Source organism: Saccharopolyspora sp. ASAGF58 (assembly GCF_012277335.1).
In the GTDB taxonomy this organism is placed as follows: Bacteria; Actinomycetota; Actinomycetes; order Mycobacteriales; family Pseudonocardiaceae; genus Saccharopolyspora; species Saccharopolyspora hattusasensis.
Genome location: NZ_CP040605.1, coordinates 7925067 through 7941857, shown reverse-complemented (window position 1 = coordinate 7941857; position 16791 = coordinate 7925067). Strand labels below are relative to the sequence as shown.

Genomic DNA, 16791 nt, shown 5'->3' with positions numbered 1-16791 from the left:
GGTCAGCGGTCCCTCCGCACCGCGAGCTCGGCCACCGCGCCGAGCAGACCGGCCGCCTCGGCGACGGGGAGCACGCCGAGCCCGGACTTGGCCAGCCGCACCTCCTCTCGCGCCTGCGCCAGTGCGAGGTCAAGCGCGCCCGTCGCCACCACCACCTCGCGCAAGGCGGCCAGCGCCGCATCCGGCCGGAGCCCGCCGGTCAGCACCTGCTCGATCCGGGACCGCTCGGCCGGTCCTCCCTCGCGGTGGGCCAGCAACACCGGGAAGGTCGGGCGGAGGTTCGCCACGTCACTCGTGCCCGGTTTCCCGGTGACCGCGGGATCACCCAGGAACGGCAGCAGGTCGTCGTACATCTGGAAGGCGAGGCCCGTGTGCTCGGCGAACTCCGTGACGGCGTCGACCGCACCGGGCGATCCGCCGCCGAGCACCGCACCGGCCCGGCAGGAGCCGCGGAACAGCGCACCGGTCTTGAGCGCGGCCACCTGGAGGTAGGCCGCGAGACCGCTGCCCGGCGTGTCGTGCGCAGGCGGCACCAGCAGCGCCTCCTGCACCTAGCCGCGGCACAGGTCTTCGCCGGCTCGCGCGAGGATGCGCACTGCGGACAGGATGTTCGCCTCCGGCACCGCGCATTCGGCAAGCGCGCCGAACAGCTTGATGATCAACGCATCCCCGGTGACGATCGCGTCGGACACGCTGTAGCGGGCGTGCACCGATGCCCGGCCACGGCGGGTGTCGTCGCCGTCGATGATGTCGTCGTGCACCAGCGACGCCGCGTGCAGGTACTCCACGGCCAGCGCTGCGGGCATCACCGCTTCGCGATCGCCGCCGACGGCCTCGGCCGAGGCCGCCAGCATCAGCGGCCGCAGCAGCTTGCCCGGCGACAGCAGCGCGTAGCGGGAGACTTCGTCGAGACGATCATCGGTGGCGGGCCAACGCGCGGTGAGCGTGCGCCGGATGTCCGCCGCGACCTGGGACGAGGTGACCTCGTGGCTCAAGGCGTCGGGGGCAGTCATCTGGCGAACTCCTTGGCCAGCACCAGCAACGCGTCGTTCGCCTCCGGCGTCCCGGTGCTCACGCGCACCCCGGCGCCGGCGATCTCGCGCACCACGACGCCGCGCGCGGCAAGGTGGTCCACAAAGGACTTGTTCCGGTCGCCGAGCCGCAGCCACAGGAAGTTCCCGCCGCTGGGCGGCACGTCCCAGCCCAGGTCGAGGAGCCCGGTCCGCACGCGGTCACGCTCGGCCGCCACCACCCGACAGCGTTCGCGCATCGCGTCCTCCGCGTCGAGCGCCGCCAGCGCCGCGGCCTGCGCGACGGTCGGCACCCGGTAGAACGGCAGCATCGGCCGCAACGCCGCGGCCACCGGTTCGGCCGCCACCAGGTATCCGACGCGGAGGCCGAGCAGGCCGTGGGACTTGGAGAACGTGCGCACGACCGCGACCCGGTCGTCGGCTGCCGCGAGGGCGAGCCCGTCGGCGATGTGCGCCGGGTCGGCGAACTCGCGGTACGCCTCGTCGATCAGCACCAGCACGTGCGGGGGCAGCGCGGCGAGGAAGTCCGCCAGCTCGGCGCGGCCGAGCACCTCGCCGGTCGGGTTGTTCGGGTTGCACAGCAGCACGATCTTCGTCTGCGGAGTGACGGCGGCGGCCAGCGCTGCCAGGTCCTGGCAGTCTCCGTCCGAGGGCACCGCGACCGGTTCGGCCAGCGCGTTGCGGATCAGCAGCGGGTAAAGCTCGAACGACGGCCAGGCGTGCACGACAGAAGTGCCGGCACCGGAGTGCGCGGTGAGGAACTGCTGGAGCAGGGCCCCCGAACCGGCGCCGGCGACCACCCGCTCCGGCGCGATCGCGAACCGCTCCGCGATCGCGTTGGTGAGTCCGGTGGCCAGCGCGTCGAGCGTGAGGTGCATGCGGCCGAGGCTGCTTTCGGCCGCTTCGAGCACGCCGGGCAATGGTCGGGAAGTGTTTTCGTTCAGGGACAGCTGATGAATGATCTGAGTCACGTGAATGAAGGCCTTTCCGTTGCCGCACACGGTATTTCCAACGCCTGTCACCACATTCTAGATCAGAGCCTCCGTCAGATTGCGGGCAGTCGTGATCATTGTCAAGCCGCTGAAAGCATTGTCCACCAGACAAAAATCGGCAATCGGGTTTGCTTTCCGGGCACGGTTACCGGAATTTCGGGCACCATTCAAGATGGCGAATCGACGGTAGGCCGACAATTCCGTAGCATCGCGTGCGCGATGAGCACACTCCGGTTTCCGGGCCGTGACGAAAGTGTTTCCGTCGGCGGCTCGGCCAAGGCGGCGAGATCCTCGGTCAGCACGTCGAAGCCGGGCGCTTCCCGCACCTGCCGGGCCAGATCTGCGGCGCACCCGAAGCACTAAAGAAGCTCGCCGGCCGTAGGCAGGGCGAATCGGCCTTGATTTTCCGGGGACGGTAAGTGGCTCCTCCTCGCCACCTGCGAGGTACCTGAGGAGGCACAGTTCGAGCCTCGCGACTTCATCGGGGTGGACCGGGGTATTAACAAACTCGCCGCCACCTGGGTGTGCGAAATGCAGGACCGAGTACCGTGAGCGTTTTTCGGTGCTATGGCGCAATGCCGCTTAGCCTATTTTGATCATGCTGCTGTGTGGGTGAGTTGGATGCTGGGCGGGCTGTCGTGGCGGGTTCCGGTGTCGGTGGGTTTTTTGACTCGGTAGGCGTTGTGGCGGCCGCGTTTGATCACGCGGGGGTAGCTGCGGTGGCGGCGGCGGGGATTGAGGTTGCGGGCGGCGGTGATGTCGGAGGTGATAGCGGCCAGAGATCGTTTCTGGTGTTCAGGGGGAAAAAGCCGCCGGATCGGCGATCCGGCGGCGGACGATGCGGACGGTGCGGGTGAATTTGACCCGGTCGGGGTCGATGTCGGCTTCGGTGGCCGCCCGGCAGATCAGCGCGCTGATCGCGTAGTGGGTGAGCAGGTAGCCGTAGAGCTCCTGGCGGACCATGTCGGGGCTTTTCGACCGCAGCACTCTTCCCGGTCCGCGCAGGACGGTTTTGATCTGTCCGTTGGCGGTTTCGTGTTCCCAGCGGTGGTGGTAGCTCTCGGCCAACGCCGCCGCCGGCGCTGCGGTGGGGTCGGTGATAGTGGTGATCAGCCGGATCAGTTCGCCCTTGCCGTTGCCGTCGCGGTCGGGCACCGTGTATTCCACGACCCGCACAATCCTGGCCTGATCAGGAGGGAGATCCTCGCCGCGGGCGGCGGCGTCGATGAGCGCTTGCCGTGCCCTGCCCCGGATTTTCGCCTCGATCAGCACCGAGCGGTAGGAGCCGTCATACAGCGATCCCAGCACCGGCAGCCTCGTGTTGGACTTGACGCGCCACAATAGCTCCGCACCCGTGTCAGCCGCGGTGCACCAGTCCTGCCAGGTGTAGAAGTTGCGGTCGGCGATCAGCAACCAGCCAGGCTGCAGGCGCCCGTACAATCGCCTCGCCAGGGTCTGTTCCCCGCTGCCCTTGCCGGTGACCCCACCGATTTCAGCGTCCACCATCGCATGCGAGCCGCACTCGCTGACCGACACCACACGGACCTTCGGAAACGCCGACCGGCTCTCCCCCGAGCCGCCGTATCCGAACTCCGCGCCGTTGGCCTTGGTGTCCGGTGCATCCCACTCGAACCCGTCGATGGCCATCAACCGCCACGGCCCGAGAAACGCACCCCGGGTCAGCTCCCCGGCCACCGGGACCGCGACCCGGGCGAACAACTCCGCAAGCGGCTCGGCCCCCAACCGCTGACGAGCCTGGGTGATCCCACCCGAAGTAGGCAGACTCCACTGCTGATCCCAGCAGCCCCACGCCGCCAGCGTATCGGTCAGCCGGGCCGCGACTTCCTCATAATCCTCCGTGGCGAACAACGCCATCGCCATCACGAAATACACCATGACGTGCGGCGGAAGCTTCCCATCCGAGCGCTTGGCCTGCCGCCCCGCCGCGACGATCACTTCATCGACCACATCCCGAGGAACCGACGAGGCCAGCACCCCCAGCGAAACCAGATCCGTCAACCGGGCACCAGCCACCACGCCATCATCCACCACACCCGAGATCATCCCCGCCACCAACAACAAGATCAACTCAAGCTAAGCGGCATTGTGCTATGGCGCCCAAAATCACTCACGGCCAGGTGGCGACCTTGGCCGCGGCGGCGCGTGGGGTCGGTAGCGGAAAGTCCGGCCGCCGACATCGTGGCCCTGCTGGATCGGTTGGAGCTGCCGCAGGTCGTCCTGGGCGGATGCTCGATGGGCGGCTGCGTCGCGATGGCGGTGCTGCGGGCCGCGCCGCAACGGGTCGCGGGTCTGCTTCTCGTGGACACCAGGGCTGTCGTCGGCAACGGCGAGCGCGGACCGGCGGCTTTTCGAGCGGGGCGGCGGTGGTGACCGCTTTGTTGCTGATGCTGCGCCGATCTGTGGCGAAAGCGGAGGACGAGGTGCGCGGCGAGCTGCTCACTGACCTGCTGACCTCGCCCGACCGTAACCGGGGCGCGCTGCTCGCCTGCCGGGGGCGACGGCGTCCCGCATCGCCGCCGAACTGCGATCCATCGTGGACATCCCGGTGACCGTCGCCTGCAGAACTTGCAGGCCCGCGGATCCGCTCAGCCCAACGCCCGTGAGCGTTTTTCGGTGCTATGGCGCCCAAAATCACTCACGGCCAGGTGGCGACCTTGGCCGCGGCGGCGCGTGGGGTCGGTAGCGGAAAGTCCGGCCGCCGACATCCTGGCCCTGCTGGACCGGTTGGAGCTGCCGCAGGTCGTCCTGGGCGGATGCTCGATGGGCGGCTCCCGTCGCGATGGCGGTGCTGCGGGCCGCGCCGCAACGGGTCGCGGGTCTGCTTCTCGTTTTTTGCTGCCGGAAATCGCACGGATTGAGCGTTGCTCGTCTCCCGCAACGACACCCGCGACGAGAGTACGCATCGTTCGCATTGCGCACCTTTCCTGCGCGCAACTCGGTCAACACAAGTCCGGGATCTCCCGGAGCCGAGAACACCGCTGAGATACCGCGACCCGCACCGCAATGCAAGAAGAGGTCGGGAAACACTCAATGAAACTCGCGGACGCTATGTGGAGTCTGCTAATGCGGTGTGCCGACGTCATTGCGCGGGCGTCGTGAAAGACACCAGGTCACCTGGCAATGCACCCATCGACCGACGGAAAAAAGTGCACGAACAGCTGTTCATATAGGCACCGTTAGCTCGATCGGACCACGTCGCACATCGCCAACTTGTACTAGTAGCACGCGTTCTTTTAGGGACGACAGGCGACGGCATCCCGGCTCGGTGGTGGTGATGTCAGACGCTTTCCGTTTCCCCGAGTTCTTCTCGCCAGGAGGTTTCACATGCTGCGACTCGAGCCGTCTCCGCAGACGGCTGGTGTTCCGGTGCCGTGGTGCGCGACCGCCGTTGGGAAGGTGCAATTGACCGAGCGGTTCACATTGCACTCCAGCGCACCGGAGTGCAAGTCATTGAGGCGGGCGCGGCGCGGATTGGAGCACCTGCTTAGCGTGCTTGGCGCGCGGGATGTGGCGCTGGGCGGAGCAGCGGTGGAGGAGTCGTCACCAGCGGGCGGCAGCTGGTTCGTGGCTCTTGGCGAGGAAAATGACCGGCACTGGGTACGTGCGGCCGGGCTGTCGCAGTTGCGTGCGCGTCAGGTCGCGGTCGACGAGGTGGTGCTGTCCTCCGGACTGTGTCTGTGGGGGACCGGAGCGTTGTGTGCGGTGGGAGCGGCGGGAGCGGTGGAATTGACGCGGGCACCGCAACCTGAGCAGGTGCGCACCCTGCACACTCTGCGGGCCGACGCGGAGCTTTCCGCATATGAGACCACGACCTCAGCGGCACTGGCCGGACTCGCGGGCGCGTTAGCGCGGTGGGCGGCGATACGAGTGCCTTCCACAATGGACTGGGACATACCCCGGCTGCACTACTTGGCCGCCTTGCTGGACGAGCAGGGTGCGCCAATGCTGGCACCGGAATTGTGGCAATACTGGCAGGATTTAGTGCGTCAGCGCAACGCCCAGGTCCACGCGTTGGTGGAGCGGCGATGTCTCGTCGAGGGCCTGCACGCCGTCGGCGTCGAGGGGCTGGCCGGTATTGCGGACATTGCCCGCGGCCGGTTGCCAGGTACCACGCCCCGCCAGGCGCTGCGGTTTCTAGCCGATGCCGATCCGGTCTGGCGCCGCATCGCTGCGACCGAGCAGGTCACCAGTTACTCCGAGTTGGTTCGGTTGGCCTATGTGGTGCAAGTCCTGCGAGCCGGTTGCCCAGAGCTGCACGGACGATCTGGGCGATTGCTGATATGCGTGGAGGATCCCGCCGAGTCCCGCATTCTTTCCGCGGCGCGGACAGTCGCCGAACGGGCTGGGCTGGATCTGCAGGCCGTGGGGCTGCATCCGCTCGGGACGCTCCTGCCCAGCACGGGCGGCAGCCTGCACGCCTGCGGGCTGCCTAAGCCGCGCCGGGAAACAGACCGGCACAAGGGAGACGCAGGGGCAAATCCGTTCCGGTGGACGCGGAAAGTGCCCCTGTAGCCCCTATAGCCTCCCTGTAGCCCCCTATAGCGCGGTATTTTCCCGGTGATGCGACCGCCACTCCCGAAGCGCGCACGGGCCCCGCAGGGCAGTTACGGGCTTTGCTCGTCGCACGACGCAGCGCCGTCAGTCCCGGGCCCAAGCCGGGCTGCAGCTGTGCTGTTCAACGCGTGCGCGGATGACGACGCGCACGCTGGCAGTGCGGAGCTCATGGTTGCGCGACCCGCACCGGCCCTTGGTTTGTTCGACGTCGTCGATGACCCAGCCAGAGTCGACGGCATCGGCGAGGCAACCGTAGTGATCAACGGGCCCTGTGGCCGGTGCGGCCGGGTGGAAAGCGGACGCGTCACTCCCGTGGTCGCTGATCATGGTCGTGCATGGAAGAGGATCTGAGATGTCCAGAACGCCTTTGTATGGTTTCACCGTCAGTTCGACTTTACCAAGCGTCAGCATCCCGCGGACGGCCTTTTCGAGGTCGGCCAGCAACTGACTTTGCCCTTCCGTCCAGCACATGGCTTTGGGGACGCGCAGGAGGATTCGCACATCCACACCGTTAGTGGAAACCGCCGTGACAAAGCCAAGTTCGGTCAGGGAATGCTGCTCACCCGGTGGATGGATTCCCCCCAGGACATCCCACACCTGCCGAAGCAGACTGCTGTTCATTTCAGCGTTCATCCTCAACGGAGCTCCTCCCCGGCGTTGGCTGGCTATTGCCCACACCGCCTGAGATTTCGTGGTCGTGCGATAACGCGGCGCCTGCAGCCGTGTGCGCCGGGACGTTCCCGAGGTTGTCGCGGAGCCCGGGATGACGGGAATCAAACACCGACCATGAGCTTTTGTATATCTCAATATGAGACAATCCTCGCAATTTCGCCGCGTCACGGCCACCTACATCTGCCCCACGGAAGTCCGGTCAGAGGTCGATGCCGAATTCTTTGATCTTGCGGTAGATCGTTGCGCGGGAGACGCCGAGCGCGGCGGCCGCGTCTTTCTTGTTTCCCCGGTTCTCCGCGAGGCTGCGAACGATGGCGTCTCGTTCGAGGGCCTCGATCTGGGTGAGCGTGCGGCGTGACAGGGCGCGACACACCGGTGGCAGCTGATCGACGCCGATGGTTCCGGAACGTTGCCGCTGGATCACCTCATGCAGCACCTGACCCAGCTGCGCGACGTTGCCGGGCCAGCTGTACTTGGACAGTTGCCGCATCGTCTGAGGTGGGACGGTCAGGTCGGCGCCGTGACCGAGCCGACGGAGCAGGTGCGGCACCAGTTCGTGGAGGTCCTCGATGCGGTGGCGCAGCGCGGGCACGGGCACGGTCTCGCCGAAGAAAGGCAAGATCAGCGCTTCGAGGGTGGTGTCGTGACTTGCGGTGCTGATGGTTGCGCCGACCCAACCGGCGTGCTCGCGTCCTTGGAACAGGTCGGCGAGGACGGCCAGCCGAGCCTGCCCCAGCGTGTCGAGGTCGCGCAGGATGATGCTGAAGCGCTCCCTGTCGAGTTCTTGGGCAAGGATTCGGTCGCCGGCGGGACCACGGAGATCGGCCGCCGAGAGAACCCGCGTAATTGCGGATGGGTTGTATTGTGCTGCCGCTGCTTTGAGCGTTTCGCAGCGACCGGCACCGGGCTCCCCGGAGACCACGACCCACCGCCCCTCACGTACGCAACGCGCGATCTGCTGGCAGCTGCGGCGCCACGAGACGCTCGAGCCGACGACGCCCGGCAGCGGGGGGGCCTGCACGGCGGCGGAAACGAAGGCCGGGGACGCTTCGACGATCAGGTGCACGTGGAACAGGGCCATCGTGGCGCGGCTTACCTGGGGAAAATCTTCGGCGCTGCAGAGCCGGACGGTTTGCCCACTCGGCAGGGTGGCGACGAGGCGGGGAGCGGTGGTCGCGGTCGAGTCCACCGCGTGCTCGAGCAGGGCGGCCTGGTCCCGAGCGTCCAGCTCTTGGCGCAGGTGCCGGTTCATCAGGACGAGGTCGTGACCGAAGGCCAGCACACCGTGCTGTGGGGAGCGGCGGCAGGCCCTCATGTAGGCGTTGAGCAGCGCGGTCTCTTGCTTGCTGGCCTGCGCGAGTAGTCGCCCCTCGATCTGATTGGTGGCGGTTTTGGCGAGCGTGGCCAGCAGGGAGCCGCCGCCGTCGTCGACCCAGCCCGTCAGGTCGAGCGCGCCGATGAGGGTGCCGGATATCGGGTGGGTGATCGGGACGCCGGCGCAGGCCAGGCGGCCAAGCTGCTCGGCGTAGTGTTCGGAACCCATCACCAACGTCGGCGCACGGGTTTCGAGGGCGGTGCCGATCCCGTTGGTGCCGACGAATTCCTCGGCGTAGCTGTATCCGGGAGCCAGCTGGACGGCGTCGAGGTGGCGACTGAGGCCCCTGCTCGCGCCGATCCTGGTCAGTACGACTCCATCGGCCGAGGTCAAGATAACGCTTACCGCCTCGTCGGCCAGCCCGTCGGCCAGCTGCCGGAGCACCGGCGCGGCGGCCGTGGCGAGCGGGCTGTCGAGGTTCGGTTCCCGCACGAAGGGCAGGTGTGGCGAGTCGACCTGCACGCGCAACGCTTGCGAGCGGCGCCACGAGGTCAGGATGCTCTCTCGCACGACGGTGCTATCGGGTTCGTGTGTGCTCAGGAACCGCTCGCGCGCTTCCTGCACCTCTCGGGTATTGATCGGTAGGCGACGTGGCATGTCTGTCCTCTCGATTCCGGCCGCCGGCAGGCGCGGTTCCGCGCACCGCGGGCCGCCCTGCCCGGTTCTCGGGCACGGTAGCCACGTCTCAACGTGAGATAGGTCTCAGATTGAGACGCTCGCCACAGCCTGCTGCGGGGTTCCATTTCACCGCGATGACGGGCGTCGAACAAGGAGATGACGGGCGTCGAACACGGCGATGCCAAGTGTCGAACACGGCGATGCCAAGTGTCGAACGCGGCGATGCCAAGTGTCGAACACGGCATCGAATCGTCCCTCAGCTGCGGCCCGTCGTCGGACCAAGAACCCATCCCACCCGGGAGGCAGGCGTTGAGCAGGCAGAGCCTGAGCAAAGCTCACAAGAAGATCACCGAGCTCTCGTGGGAGCCGACGTTCGCCACTCCGGCGACCAGGTTCGGCACCGACTACACCTTCGAGAAGGCCCCGAAGAAGGACCCGCTCAAGCAGATCATGCGGTCCTACTTCCCGATGGAGGAGGAGAAGGACAACCGCGTATACGGCGCCATGGACGGGGCCATCCGCGGCAACATGTTCCGTCAGGTGCAGCAGCGGTGGCTCGAGTGGCAGAAGTTGTTCCTGTCGATCATCCCGTTCCCGGAGATCTCGGCCGCGCGGGCAATGCCGATGGCCATCGATGCCGTACCCAACCCGGAGATCCACAACGGGCTCGCGGTGCAGATGATCGACGAGGTTCGCCACTCGACGATTCAGATGAACCTCAAAAAGTTGTACATGAACAACTACATCGACCCCGCCGGGTTCGACATGACGGAGAAGGCGTTCGCGAACAACTACGCGGGCACCATCGGCCGGCAGTTCGGTGAAGGGTTCATCACCGGTGACGCCATCACCGCGGCGAACATCTACCTGACCGTGGTCGCGGAGACCGCGTTCACGAACACGCTGTTCGTGGCTATGCCCGACGAGGCCGCGGCCAACGGTGACTACCTGTTGCCGACCGTGTTCCATTCGGTGCAGTCGGACGAGTCGCGGCACATCTCCAACGGCTACTCGATCCTGCTCATGGCGCTCGCCGACGAACGGAACCGTCCGCTGCTCGAGCGGGACCTGCGGTACGCGTGGTGGAACAACCACTGCGTGGTCGACGCCGCGATCGGCACGTTCATCGAGTACGGCACGAAGGACCGCCGCAAGGATCGGGAGAGCTATGCCGAGATGTGGCGTCGGTGGATCTACGACGACTACTACCGCAGTTACCTCATCCCGCTCGAGAAGTACGGGCTGACGATTCCGCACGACCTGGTCGAGGAGGCATGGAAGCGCATCGTCGACAAGGGCTACGTCCACGAGGTGGCCCGGTTCTTCGCCACCGGGTGGCCGGTCAACTACTGGCGGATCGACGCGATGACCGACGCCGACTTCGAGTGGTTCGAGCACAAGTACCCCGGCTGGTACTCGAAGTACGGCAAGTGGTGGGAAGAGTACAACCGGCTCGCCTACCCCGGCCGGAACAAGCCGATCGCGTTCGAGGAGGTCGGGTACCAGTACCCGCACCGGTGCTGGACCTGCATGGTGCCCGCGCTCATCCGCGAGGACATGGTCGTGGAAAAGGTCGACGACCAGTGGCGGACCTACTGCTCGGAAACCTGCTACTGGACCGACGCCGTCGCTTTCCGTGGCGAGTACCAGGGCAGGCCGACGCCGAACATGGGCCGGCTGACCGGATTCCGTGAGTGGGAAACCCTGCACCACGGTAAGGATCTCGCCGACATCGTCTCCGATCTCGGGTACGTCCGCGACGACGGGAAGACACTCGTGGGCCAGCCGCATCTCGATCTGGACGACCCGAAGAAGCTGTGGACTCTCGACGACGTGCGGGGCAACACGTTCCAGAGCCCGAACGTGCTCTTGAACGAAATGTCCGACGCCGAACGCGAAGCCCACATCGCCGCATATCGCGCAGGCGCAGTTCCGGCCTGACCCGGGTCGGCGGGTGGCGTCGTGTCCACTCCGGCGCCACCCGCATCACCACATTTTCCGAGCCAAGGAGACAAACCCGTGGCCGACATGCACCGTATCAACTTCGAGCCTGTTGACATCGAGATGGAAGTCGGCGAGGAGGAGAACATCCTCGATGCCGCATTCCGGCAGGGAATTCACCTGATGCACGGCTGCCGCGAGGGGCGGTGCTCGGCCTGCAAGTCCTATGTCCTCGACGGCGAGATTCAGATGGAGAACTACTCGACCTTCGCGTGTAACGACGCCGAGGTCGAAGAGGGATTCGTGCTGCTCTGCCGCTCACATGCCTTCAGCGATTGCACCATCGAACTGCTGAACTTCGACGAGGACGAACTACTCAGCGGTGTCGCCATCCAGGATGTGCGCACACAGGTGGTCGCGCTCGAGCCGATGACCAAGGACATCGTGTCGCTGCGCCTGCAGCCCGTCGATCCCGTAGCGTACGAGTTCAAACCGGGACAGTACTCCGACCTGCAGATCCCGGGAACGGGGGAACACCGGTCCTTCTCCATGGCGACGACACAATCGACGCCGGGACAGGTCGAATTCCTCATCAAGAAGTACCCGGGCGGCAAGTTCGCCGGCCTGCTCGAGGACGGGATCTCGGTGGGTGACGAGATCTCCCTGACCGGCCCCTACGGGTCGTTCACCCTCAAAGAGGGGCACGTCCTGCCGATTGTCTTCATCGGAGGCGGAGCAGGGATGGCGCCGATTCTGTCGCTGCTGCGGCACATGAGCGAAACGGGCAACACCCGGCAGGTGCACTTCTACTACGGAGCCCGCACCCCACGAGACCTGTTCTACCTCGACGAGATCCTCGAGCTCGGGAAGAACCTGACGGGCTTCACGTTCGTGGCCTGCCTCTCGGAATCGACGGACCCGTGGCCCTCGGGCCAGATCGCCGTCGAGGAAGGCAATGTCACCGACGTCGTCAGTCGCCGTGAACCGGACATCGGCAAGTCCGAGGTCTACCTGTGTGGGCCGCCGCCGATGGTGGATGCGGCGCTCGAACTGCTCGAGGCGAACAACACCCCGAAGGATCAGATCTTCTACGACAAGTTCACCAGCCCAGCCTTCGAGTAGGCGCAGCAGGAACCCACCAGCCTTCGAGTAGTCGCAGCGGGAACCCATCTTCCTTTCTTCGCCGACAAGAACTGAGAAACGAGATGACTGAAACCACCGGAACCAGGCAACGCAGCTTCCCCAAGATCGAATTCACCGACTCCGAGGCCGGCGCGCTGGAGTTCCCCAGCTCCCGAAGCCGCACCTTCAACTACTACAAGCCGGCCAAGTTGCGCTCGACGATGTACGAGGACGTGACCGTCGACGTACAGCCCGACCCCGACCGGCACCTGACCCAGGGGTGGATCTACGGCTTCGGCAACGGCCCCGGCGGATACCCGCAGGACTGGACGGCCGCGAAGTCGGCGAACTGGCATGCCTTCCGCGACCCGAACGAGGAGTGGGACCAGACCATCTACCGCAACAACTCCAAGGTCGTCCACCAGGTGGAGTTGTGCCTGTCCAACGCCAAGCGCGCCCGGGTCTACGACGCATGGGGCACCCCGTGGTTGACGTTCATCGCCCGCAACCTGGGCGCGTGGATGCATGCCGAGAACGGGCTGGCGCTACACGTGTTCACCTCCATCCAGCGTTCCTGTCCGACGAACATGATCAACACCGCTGTCGCGGTGAACGCCGCCCACAAGATGCGGTTCGCTCAGGACCTGGCGCTGTTCAATCTTGACCTGTCGGAGGCTGCTGAGGACTTCGACGGGGCAGCGCACAAGGAGGTCTGGCAGTCCGCGCCCGAATGGCAGCCCACCCGTGAGGTCGTCGAGCGGCTGACCGCGGTACCGGATTGGTGTGAGCTGCTGTTCGGCTCCAACATCGTCTTCGAGCAACTGGTGGGTTCTCTGTTCCGCAGCGAACTGGTCATGCAGATCGCCGCCGGCAACGGCGACTACATCACCCCCACGATCGTGGGCACCGGTGAGCACGACTACGACCGGGACCTCGCCTATACCCGCAACCTCTTCCGGTTGCTCGTCCGCGACAGCGAGCACGGGGAGTCGAACAAGGAGCTATTCCGCACCTGGCTGGTGGCCTGGGTGCCGCGGTGTCTCGCGGCGGCGCGGGCGCTGCAGCCGATCTGGTCGCAGCCGGCAGACAAGGCGGTCACCTTCGCAACCAGTCTCGACGCCGCCACGGACAAGTTCCGTTCCCTGCTCGATGACATCGGGCTCGACATCCCCGAGGAGTTGGACAAGTGAACATGCAATTCGGTTCGTCCACCGAGTTCTCCAACATGTGTGGCGTCACCTTGATGAACACCCCCGTCGGCCGGGTCGTTGCGGAAGTGATGGGCGCGAAGGACGGCGTGGAGCTAACGGAGTACCCGTCGATGATCCGCGTCGACGGCCAGCGTCTGCTCACCTTCGACTACGACGAGCTCACCGAGGCTTTGGGCGAAGAGTTCGACGGCTCCATCTTCGAGGAGATCAGCTCCACCCACTACGGACGCATGGTCCACCTCGACGACAAGACCCTGCTGTTCGCCAGCCCCGAGGATGCCGCCGAGTACATCGGGTTCGATCTCACGGCGAAGTGACCGTGCCCGTCTGGGGCCACTGCGGTGGCCCCAGACGGACCACCCACCATCTATCCGAACCAGGACCAAGCGAGGACTCGATGTATCAGAAGGATGGCGAGAATTACTTCATCGTCGATGCGCACATCGCACTGTGGGATGCTCGTCCCGAAAACCAGCTCAACGTCCACGGCAAGCAGTTCATCGACTGCTTCTACGACTACCACCGCAACCTGAGCCCGGAGTCGGAGCTGTGGTCGTACGAGGAGTACCTCTACTACGGCGGCGAGCGCCTGATGCGCGACCTGTTCACCGACGGGTACGTCGACCACGCGATCTTCCAGCCCGCCCGCCTCGGGGCCTTCTACCGCAACGGGTTCGGGCAGACCGAGGAAGCTTTCGCGCTCGCCCAGCGGTATCCCGACAAGCTGACCTACAACCACTGCTGGGATCCCCGATTCGGGCAGGCTGGGCTGGACCAGCTCCGGCGCGACGCCGAGCGGTTCAAGCTCAAGGGCGTGAAGCTCTACACGGCCGAGTGGCAAGGCGATTCACGCGGGTACAAATTGGACGACCCCTGGAGCTATCGCTACCTGGAGACCTGCCAGGAACTGGGGATCACCAACATCCACATCCACAAGGGACCGACCATCCGGCCGCTGGACCGCGACGCCTTCGACGTCGCGGACGTCGACAAGGCGGCATCGGACTTCCCGGAACTGAACTTCGTCGTCGAGCACTGCGGTCTCCCTCGGCTGGAAGACTTCTGCTGGATCGCAACCCAGGAACCGAACGTGCACGCCGGCCTCGCCGTCGCAATGCCGTTCATCCACACCAGACCACGGTACTTCGCCCAGATCATCGGCGAGCTGCTCTATTGGCTCGACGAAAACCGCATCCAGTTCTCCAGCGATTACGCCCTGTGGACACCTCGATGGCTCATCGAGCGCTTCGTTGACTTCCAGATCCCCGAGGACATGCTCACCGAATACGGGCAGATCACCGTCGACCAGAAGAAGAAGATCCTCGGGCTCAACGCGGCAGCCCTCTACGGCATCGACGTTCCCGCAAACCTGCAGTTGGCCGAGCCGGCCGGACAGGAAGGCGTCGAGGTCGCTGCCGGGGCGCGGGAGACCGTGGCGTCATGACCGCCACCGCTGTCTGCACGGAAGAGGACGTCATCGAAGCGCTGTCGACGGTCATGGACCCGGAGTTGGACGCGCCGATCATCGATCTGGGCTTCGTCCGGTCGGTTACCCTCGACGACGACGGAATCACCGTCCACCTGCGGCTCCCCACCGCCTTCTGCTCGCCGAATTTCGCCTACCTCATGGCCTCCGACACACTGGATGCCCTGCGCCTGGTCGAGGACATCGGTCAGGTACGGGTGCTGCTGGACGACCATCACGACAGCGAAAAGATCAACGCAGGTCTGGCCGCCGACGCGGGCTACGTCGGGACGTTCGGCCCCGAGGCGGAGGAGAGCCTACGTGAGCTGCGCAGAACGTTCCTCTCCAAGGCGCACGCAGCGGCGATGGAACGGTGCGTCGAGGCGCACCTGAAGCGAACCGACCTGCAAGCGAACGAAATCTACCGAATCACCCTCGGCGACCTCGCGCCAGGAGAGAACAAAGACGCGCTGCTGCGCCGCCGCGCCGGCATCGGACTGAGCAACTGCCCGGCCAGCCGGGTGTTCGTCGACGACAACGGCAAGCGCATACCTCCCGAGTCGGTGCCCATGCGCCTGCGACTCGCCAAGTCGGTGCGTATCTCGATGGAAGGCAACGCCCACTTCTGCCGTGGCCTGCTCGCCACGCGCTACACCGACAGCGAGTCCGTCGGCGCGGCGCCCCGGATCACCAACCTCAGAACAACCAGGAGTCCGCGATGAAGGCCGTGCAGGTTGTGGGATACCACACCAAGCTGCAGCTCACCGACATTCCCGAACCCACGGTCGAGGGCCCGCTCGATGTCATCGTGCGAATCGGCGGTGCCGGCGTCTGCCGCACCGATCTGCACATCCTCGAAGGGCAGTGGGAGGAAAAGAGCGGCGTCGATCTGCCCTACACGATTGGCCACGAGAACGCGGGTTGGGTCCACGCCGTGGGCGGTTCCGTCACGAACGTCGCGGTCGGCGACAAGGTGATCCTGCATCCACTCATCACGTGCGGGCTGTGCCGCGCCTGCCGCTCCGGCGACGACGTCCACTGCCAGGACAGCAAGTTCCCCGGCATCGACGTCAACGGCGGCTACGCGGAATACCTGCGTACCACCGCCCGCAGCGTGATACGGATCGACGACTCGCTCGAGCCGGCCGACGTGGCTGCGCTTGCCGACGCGGGCCTGACGGCGTACCACGCGGTCGCGAAGGTGGCGAAGACGACCCGGCCCGGGGACGTGTGCGTGGTGATCGGTGCCGGCGGGCTCGGCCACATCGGCATCCAGGTCCTCAAGGCGATCTCCGGAGTCACCGTGGTCGTGCTCGACCGCAACCCCGCCGCGGTCGAGCTCGCGGTGCAGATCGGCGCCGATCACGGCATCGTCGCCGACGGCACCCACATCCAGCAGGTGCTGAACCTGACCGGTGGGCACGGCGCCGAAGCCGTCGTCGACTTCGTCGGCGAGGGCGGCGCGACCCGAGAAGGAATCGCGATGCTGCGCCGCGCGGGAAACTACTACGTTGTCGGATACGGCGAGAACATCGACGTCCCGACGATCGACGTGATCTCCACGGAAATCAACTTCATCGGAAACCTCGTCGGCTCCTACAACGACCTGCAGGAGCTCATGACCCTTGCTGCCCAGGGCAAAGTCACTTTGCACACGACCAAGTACCGCCTCGAGAACTTCCAGCAGGCACTTGACGATCTCGATGGCGGGCGGGTGCGCGGCCGGGCGATTCTCATCCCGTAGAACACCGCAATCTCCGTACGAGAAAGCACGAAGGGAATATCAGCC

At 65.8% G+C, this 16791-nt stretch carries 14 protein-coding genes and 3 pseudogenes; 12 read left to right on the top strand and 5 right to left on the bottom strand.

The genetic code is table 11. The features are described from left to right. Window positions 1–2: 2 nt before the first annotated feature. Window positions 3–1013 (bottom strand): annotated as a pseudogene (locus tag FDZ84_RS40410) (polyprenyl synthetase family protein). After that, on the bottom strand, window positions 1010–1942 hold the full coding sequence (locus tag FDZ84_RS37110) for an aminotransferase class I/II-fold pyridoxal phosphate-dependent enzyme (protein WP_246868687.1): 933 nt from the start codon (window positions 1940–1942) through the stop codon (window positions 1010–1012). The pseudogene FDZ84_RS40410 and the gene FDZ84_RS37110 overlap by 4 nt, the downstream one beginning before the upstream one ends. Here FDZ84_RS37110 and FDZ84_RS37105 point away from each other — a divergent pair. After that, window positions 1904–2386 (top strand): hypothetical protein, encoded by a 483-nt coding sequence (locus FDZ84_RS37105; RefSeq protein WP_168584149.1) that lies wholly within the window; start codon window positions 1904–1906, stop codon window positions 2384–2386. The two genes, FDZ84_RS37110 and FDZ84_RS37105, sit on opposite strands and share 39 nt — an antisense overlap. A gap of 432 nt (window positions 2387–2818) precedes the next feature. On the opposite strand, the gene FDZ84_RS37100 is transcribed toward FDZ84_RS37105, so the two are convergent. Next, window positions 2819–4087 carry an IS4 family transposase gene (locus FDZ84_RS37100; RefSeq protein ID WP_168587112.1) on the bottom strand — a complete coding sequence of 423 codons (1269 nt, stop codon included), beginning with the start codon at window positions 4085–4087 and terminating at the stop codon, window positions 2819–2821. A gap of 114 nt (window positions 4088–4201) precedes the next feature. Between FDZ84_RS37100 and FDZ84_RS38375 the strand changes: the two are divergent. The 4 genes and pseudogenes from FDZ84_RS38375 to FDZ84_RS37080 form a co-directional block, all read left to right on the top strand. Further along, window positions 4202–4357: pseudogene (locus FDZ84_RS38375) on the top strand (alpha/beta fold hydrolase); the annotation flags it as partial. A 53-nt stretch (window positions 4358–4410) separates the two neighbouring features. Next, a complete protein-coding gene (locus tag FDZ84_RS37090) occupies window positions 4411–4593 on the top strand; it encodes a hypothetical protein (protein ID WP_168584127.1) in 183 nt (60 codons plus the stop codon). A 151-nt stretch (window positions 4594–4744) separates the two neighbouring features. After that, window positions 4745–4874, top strand: a pseudogene (locus FDZ84_RS39800) (alpha/beta fold hydrolase); the annotation flags it as partial. Between the two features lie 494 nt (window positions 4875–5368). Next, on the top strand, window positions 5369–6556 hold the full coding sequence (locus tag FDZ84_RS37080) for a hypothetical protein (RefSeq protein WP_168589642.1): 1188 nt from the start codon (window positions 5369–5371) through the stop codon (window positions 6554–6556). Between the two features lie 126 nt (window positions 6557–6682). Here FDZ84_RS37080 and FDZ84_RS37075 read toward each other — a convergent pair whose 3' ends face one another. Together FDZ84_RS37075 and FDZ84_RS37070 are read right to left on the bottom strand one after the other, a co-directional pair. Then, entirely contained in the window at window positions 6683–7219 is a 537-nt protein-coding gene (locus FDZ84_RS37075) for an iron-sulfur cluster assembly protein (protein ID WP_210435362.1), read from the bottom strand. Between the two features lie 250 nt (window positions 7220–7469). Continuing rightward, a complete protein-coding gene (locus FDZ84_RS37070; RefSeq protein WP_210435361.1) occupies window positions 7470–9242 on the bottom strand; it encodes a sigma-54-dependent Fis family transcriptional regulator in 1773 nt (590 codons plus the stop codon). A 330-nt stretch (window positions 9243–9572) separates the two neighbouring features. Here FDZ84_RS37070 and FDZ84_RS37065 point away from each other — a divergent pair, with 330 nt between their 5' ends. From FDZ84_RS37065 to FDZ84_RS37035, 7 genes are all read left to right on the top strand, one after another. Beyond that, the gene (locus FDZ84_RS37065) at window positions 9573–11204 is read left to right on the top strand and encodes a methane monooxygenase (RefSeq protein ID WP_168589640.1); all 1632 of its coding nucleotides are present in this window, start codon (window positions 9573–9575) and stop codon (window positions 11202–11204) included. A gap of 78 nt (window positions 11205–11282) precedes the next feature. Next, window positions 11283–12326 (top strand): 2Fe-2S iron-sulfur cluster-binding protein, encoded by a 1044-nt coding sequence (locus FDZ84_RS37060; protein WP_168590633.1) that lies wholly within the window; start codon window positions 11283–11285, stop codon window positions 12324–12326. Between the two features lie 83 nt (window positions 12327–12409). After that, window positions 12410–13516 carry an aromatic/alkene monooxygenase hydroxylase subunit beta gene (locus FDZ84_RS37055; protein ID WP_168589639.1) on the top strand — a complete coding sequence of 369 codons (1107 nt, stop codon included), beginning with the start codon at window positions 12410–12412 and terminating at the stop codon, window positions 13514–13516. Window positions 13517–13518: 2 nt separating this feature from the next. Beyond that, window positions 13519–13854 (top strand): propane 2-monooxygenase effector subunit MimD, encoded by a 336-nt coding sequence (gene mimD, locus FDZ84_RS37050; RefSeq protein ID WP_210435820.1) that lies wholly within the window; start codon window positions 13519–13521, stop codon window positions 13852–13854. A gap of 80 nt (window positions 13855–13934) precedes the next feature. After that, on the top strand, window positions 13935–14981 hold the full coding sequence (locus tag FDZ84_RS37045) for an amidohydrolase family protein (protein ID WP_168589637.1): 1047 nt from the start codon (window positions 13935–13937) through the stop codon (window positions 14979–14981). After that, complete coding sequence (locus FDZ84_RS37040; RefSeq protein ID WP_168589636.1) at window positions 14978–15724, top strand: metal-sulfur cluster assembly factor; 747 nt, start codon at window positions 14978–14980, stop codon at window positions 15722–15724. The genes FDZ84_RS37045 and FDZ84_RS37040 overlap by 4 nt, the downstream gene beginning before the upstream one ends. Further along, the gene (locus tag FDZ84_RS37035) at window positions 15721–16746 is read left to right on the top strand and encodes an NAD(P)-dependent alcohol dehydrogenase (protein ID WP_168589635.1); all 1026 of its coding nucleotides are present in this window, start codon (window positions 15721–15723) and stop codon (window positions 16744–16746) included. Before FDZ84_RS37040 ends, FDZ84_RS37035 begins: the two co-directional genes overlap by 4 nt. The last annotated feature ends 45 nt before the right edge of the window (window positions 16747–16791 follow it).

Coding starts and splice junctions, on each gene's coding strand:
- mimD (WP_210435820.1), top strand. CDS start 13,519: ATGCAATTCGGTTCGTCCACCGAGTTCTCCAACATGTGTGGCGTCACC.
- FDZ84_RS37075 (WP_210435362.1), bottom strand. CDS start 7,219: ATGAACAGCAGTCTGCTTCGGCAGGTGTGGGATGTCCTGGGGGGAATC.
- FDZ84_RS37040 (WP_168589636.1), top strand. CDS start 14,978: ATGACCGCCACCGCTGTCTGCACGGAAGAGGACGTCATCGAAGCGCTG.
- FDZ84_RS37080 (WP_168589642.1), top strand. CDS start 5,369: ATGCTGCGACTCGAGCCGTCTCCGCAGACGGCTGGTGTTCCGGTGCCG.
- FDZ84_RS37045 (WP_168589637.1), top strand. CDS start 13,935: ATGTATCAGAAGGATGGCGAGAATTACTTCATCGTCGATGCGCACATC.
- FDZ84_RS37070 (WP_210435361.1), bottom strand. CDS start 9,242: ATGCCACGTCGCCTACCGATCAATACCCGAGAGGTGCAGGAAGCGCGC.
- FDZ84_RS37035 (WP_168589635.1), top strand. CDS start 15,721: ATGAAGGCCGTGCAGGTTGTGGGATACCACACCAAGCTGCAGCTCACC.
- FDZ84_RS37100 (WP_168587112.1), bottom strand. CDS start 4,087: ATGATCTCGGGTGTGGTGGATGATGGCGTGGTGGCTGGTGCCCGGTTG.
- FDZ84_RS37055 (WP_168589639.1), top strand. CDS start 12,410: ATGACTGAAACCACCGGAACCAGGCAACGCAGCTTCCCCAAGATCGAA.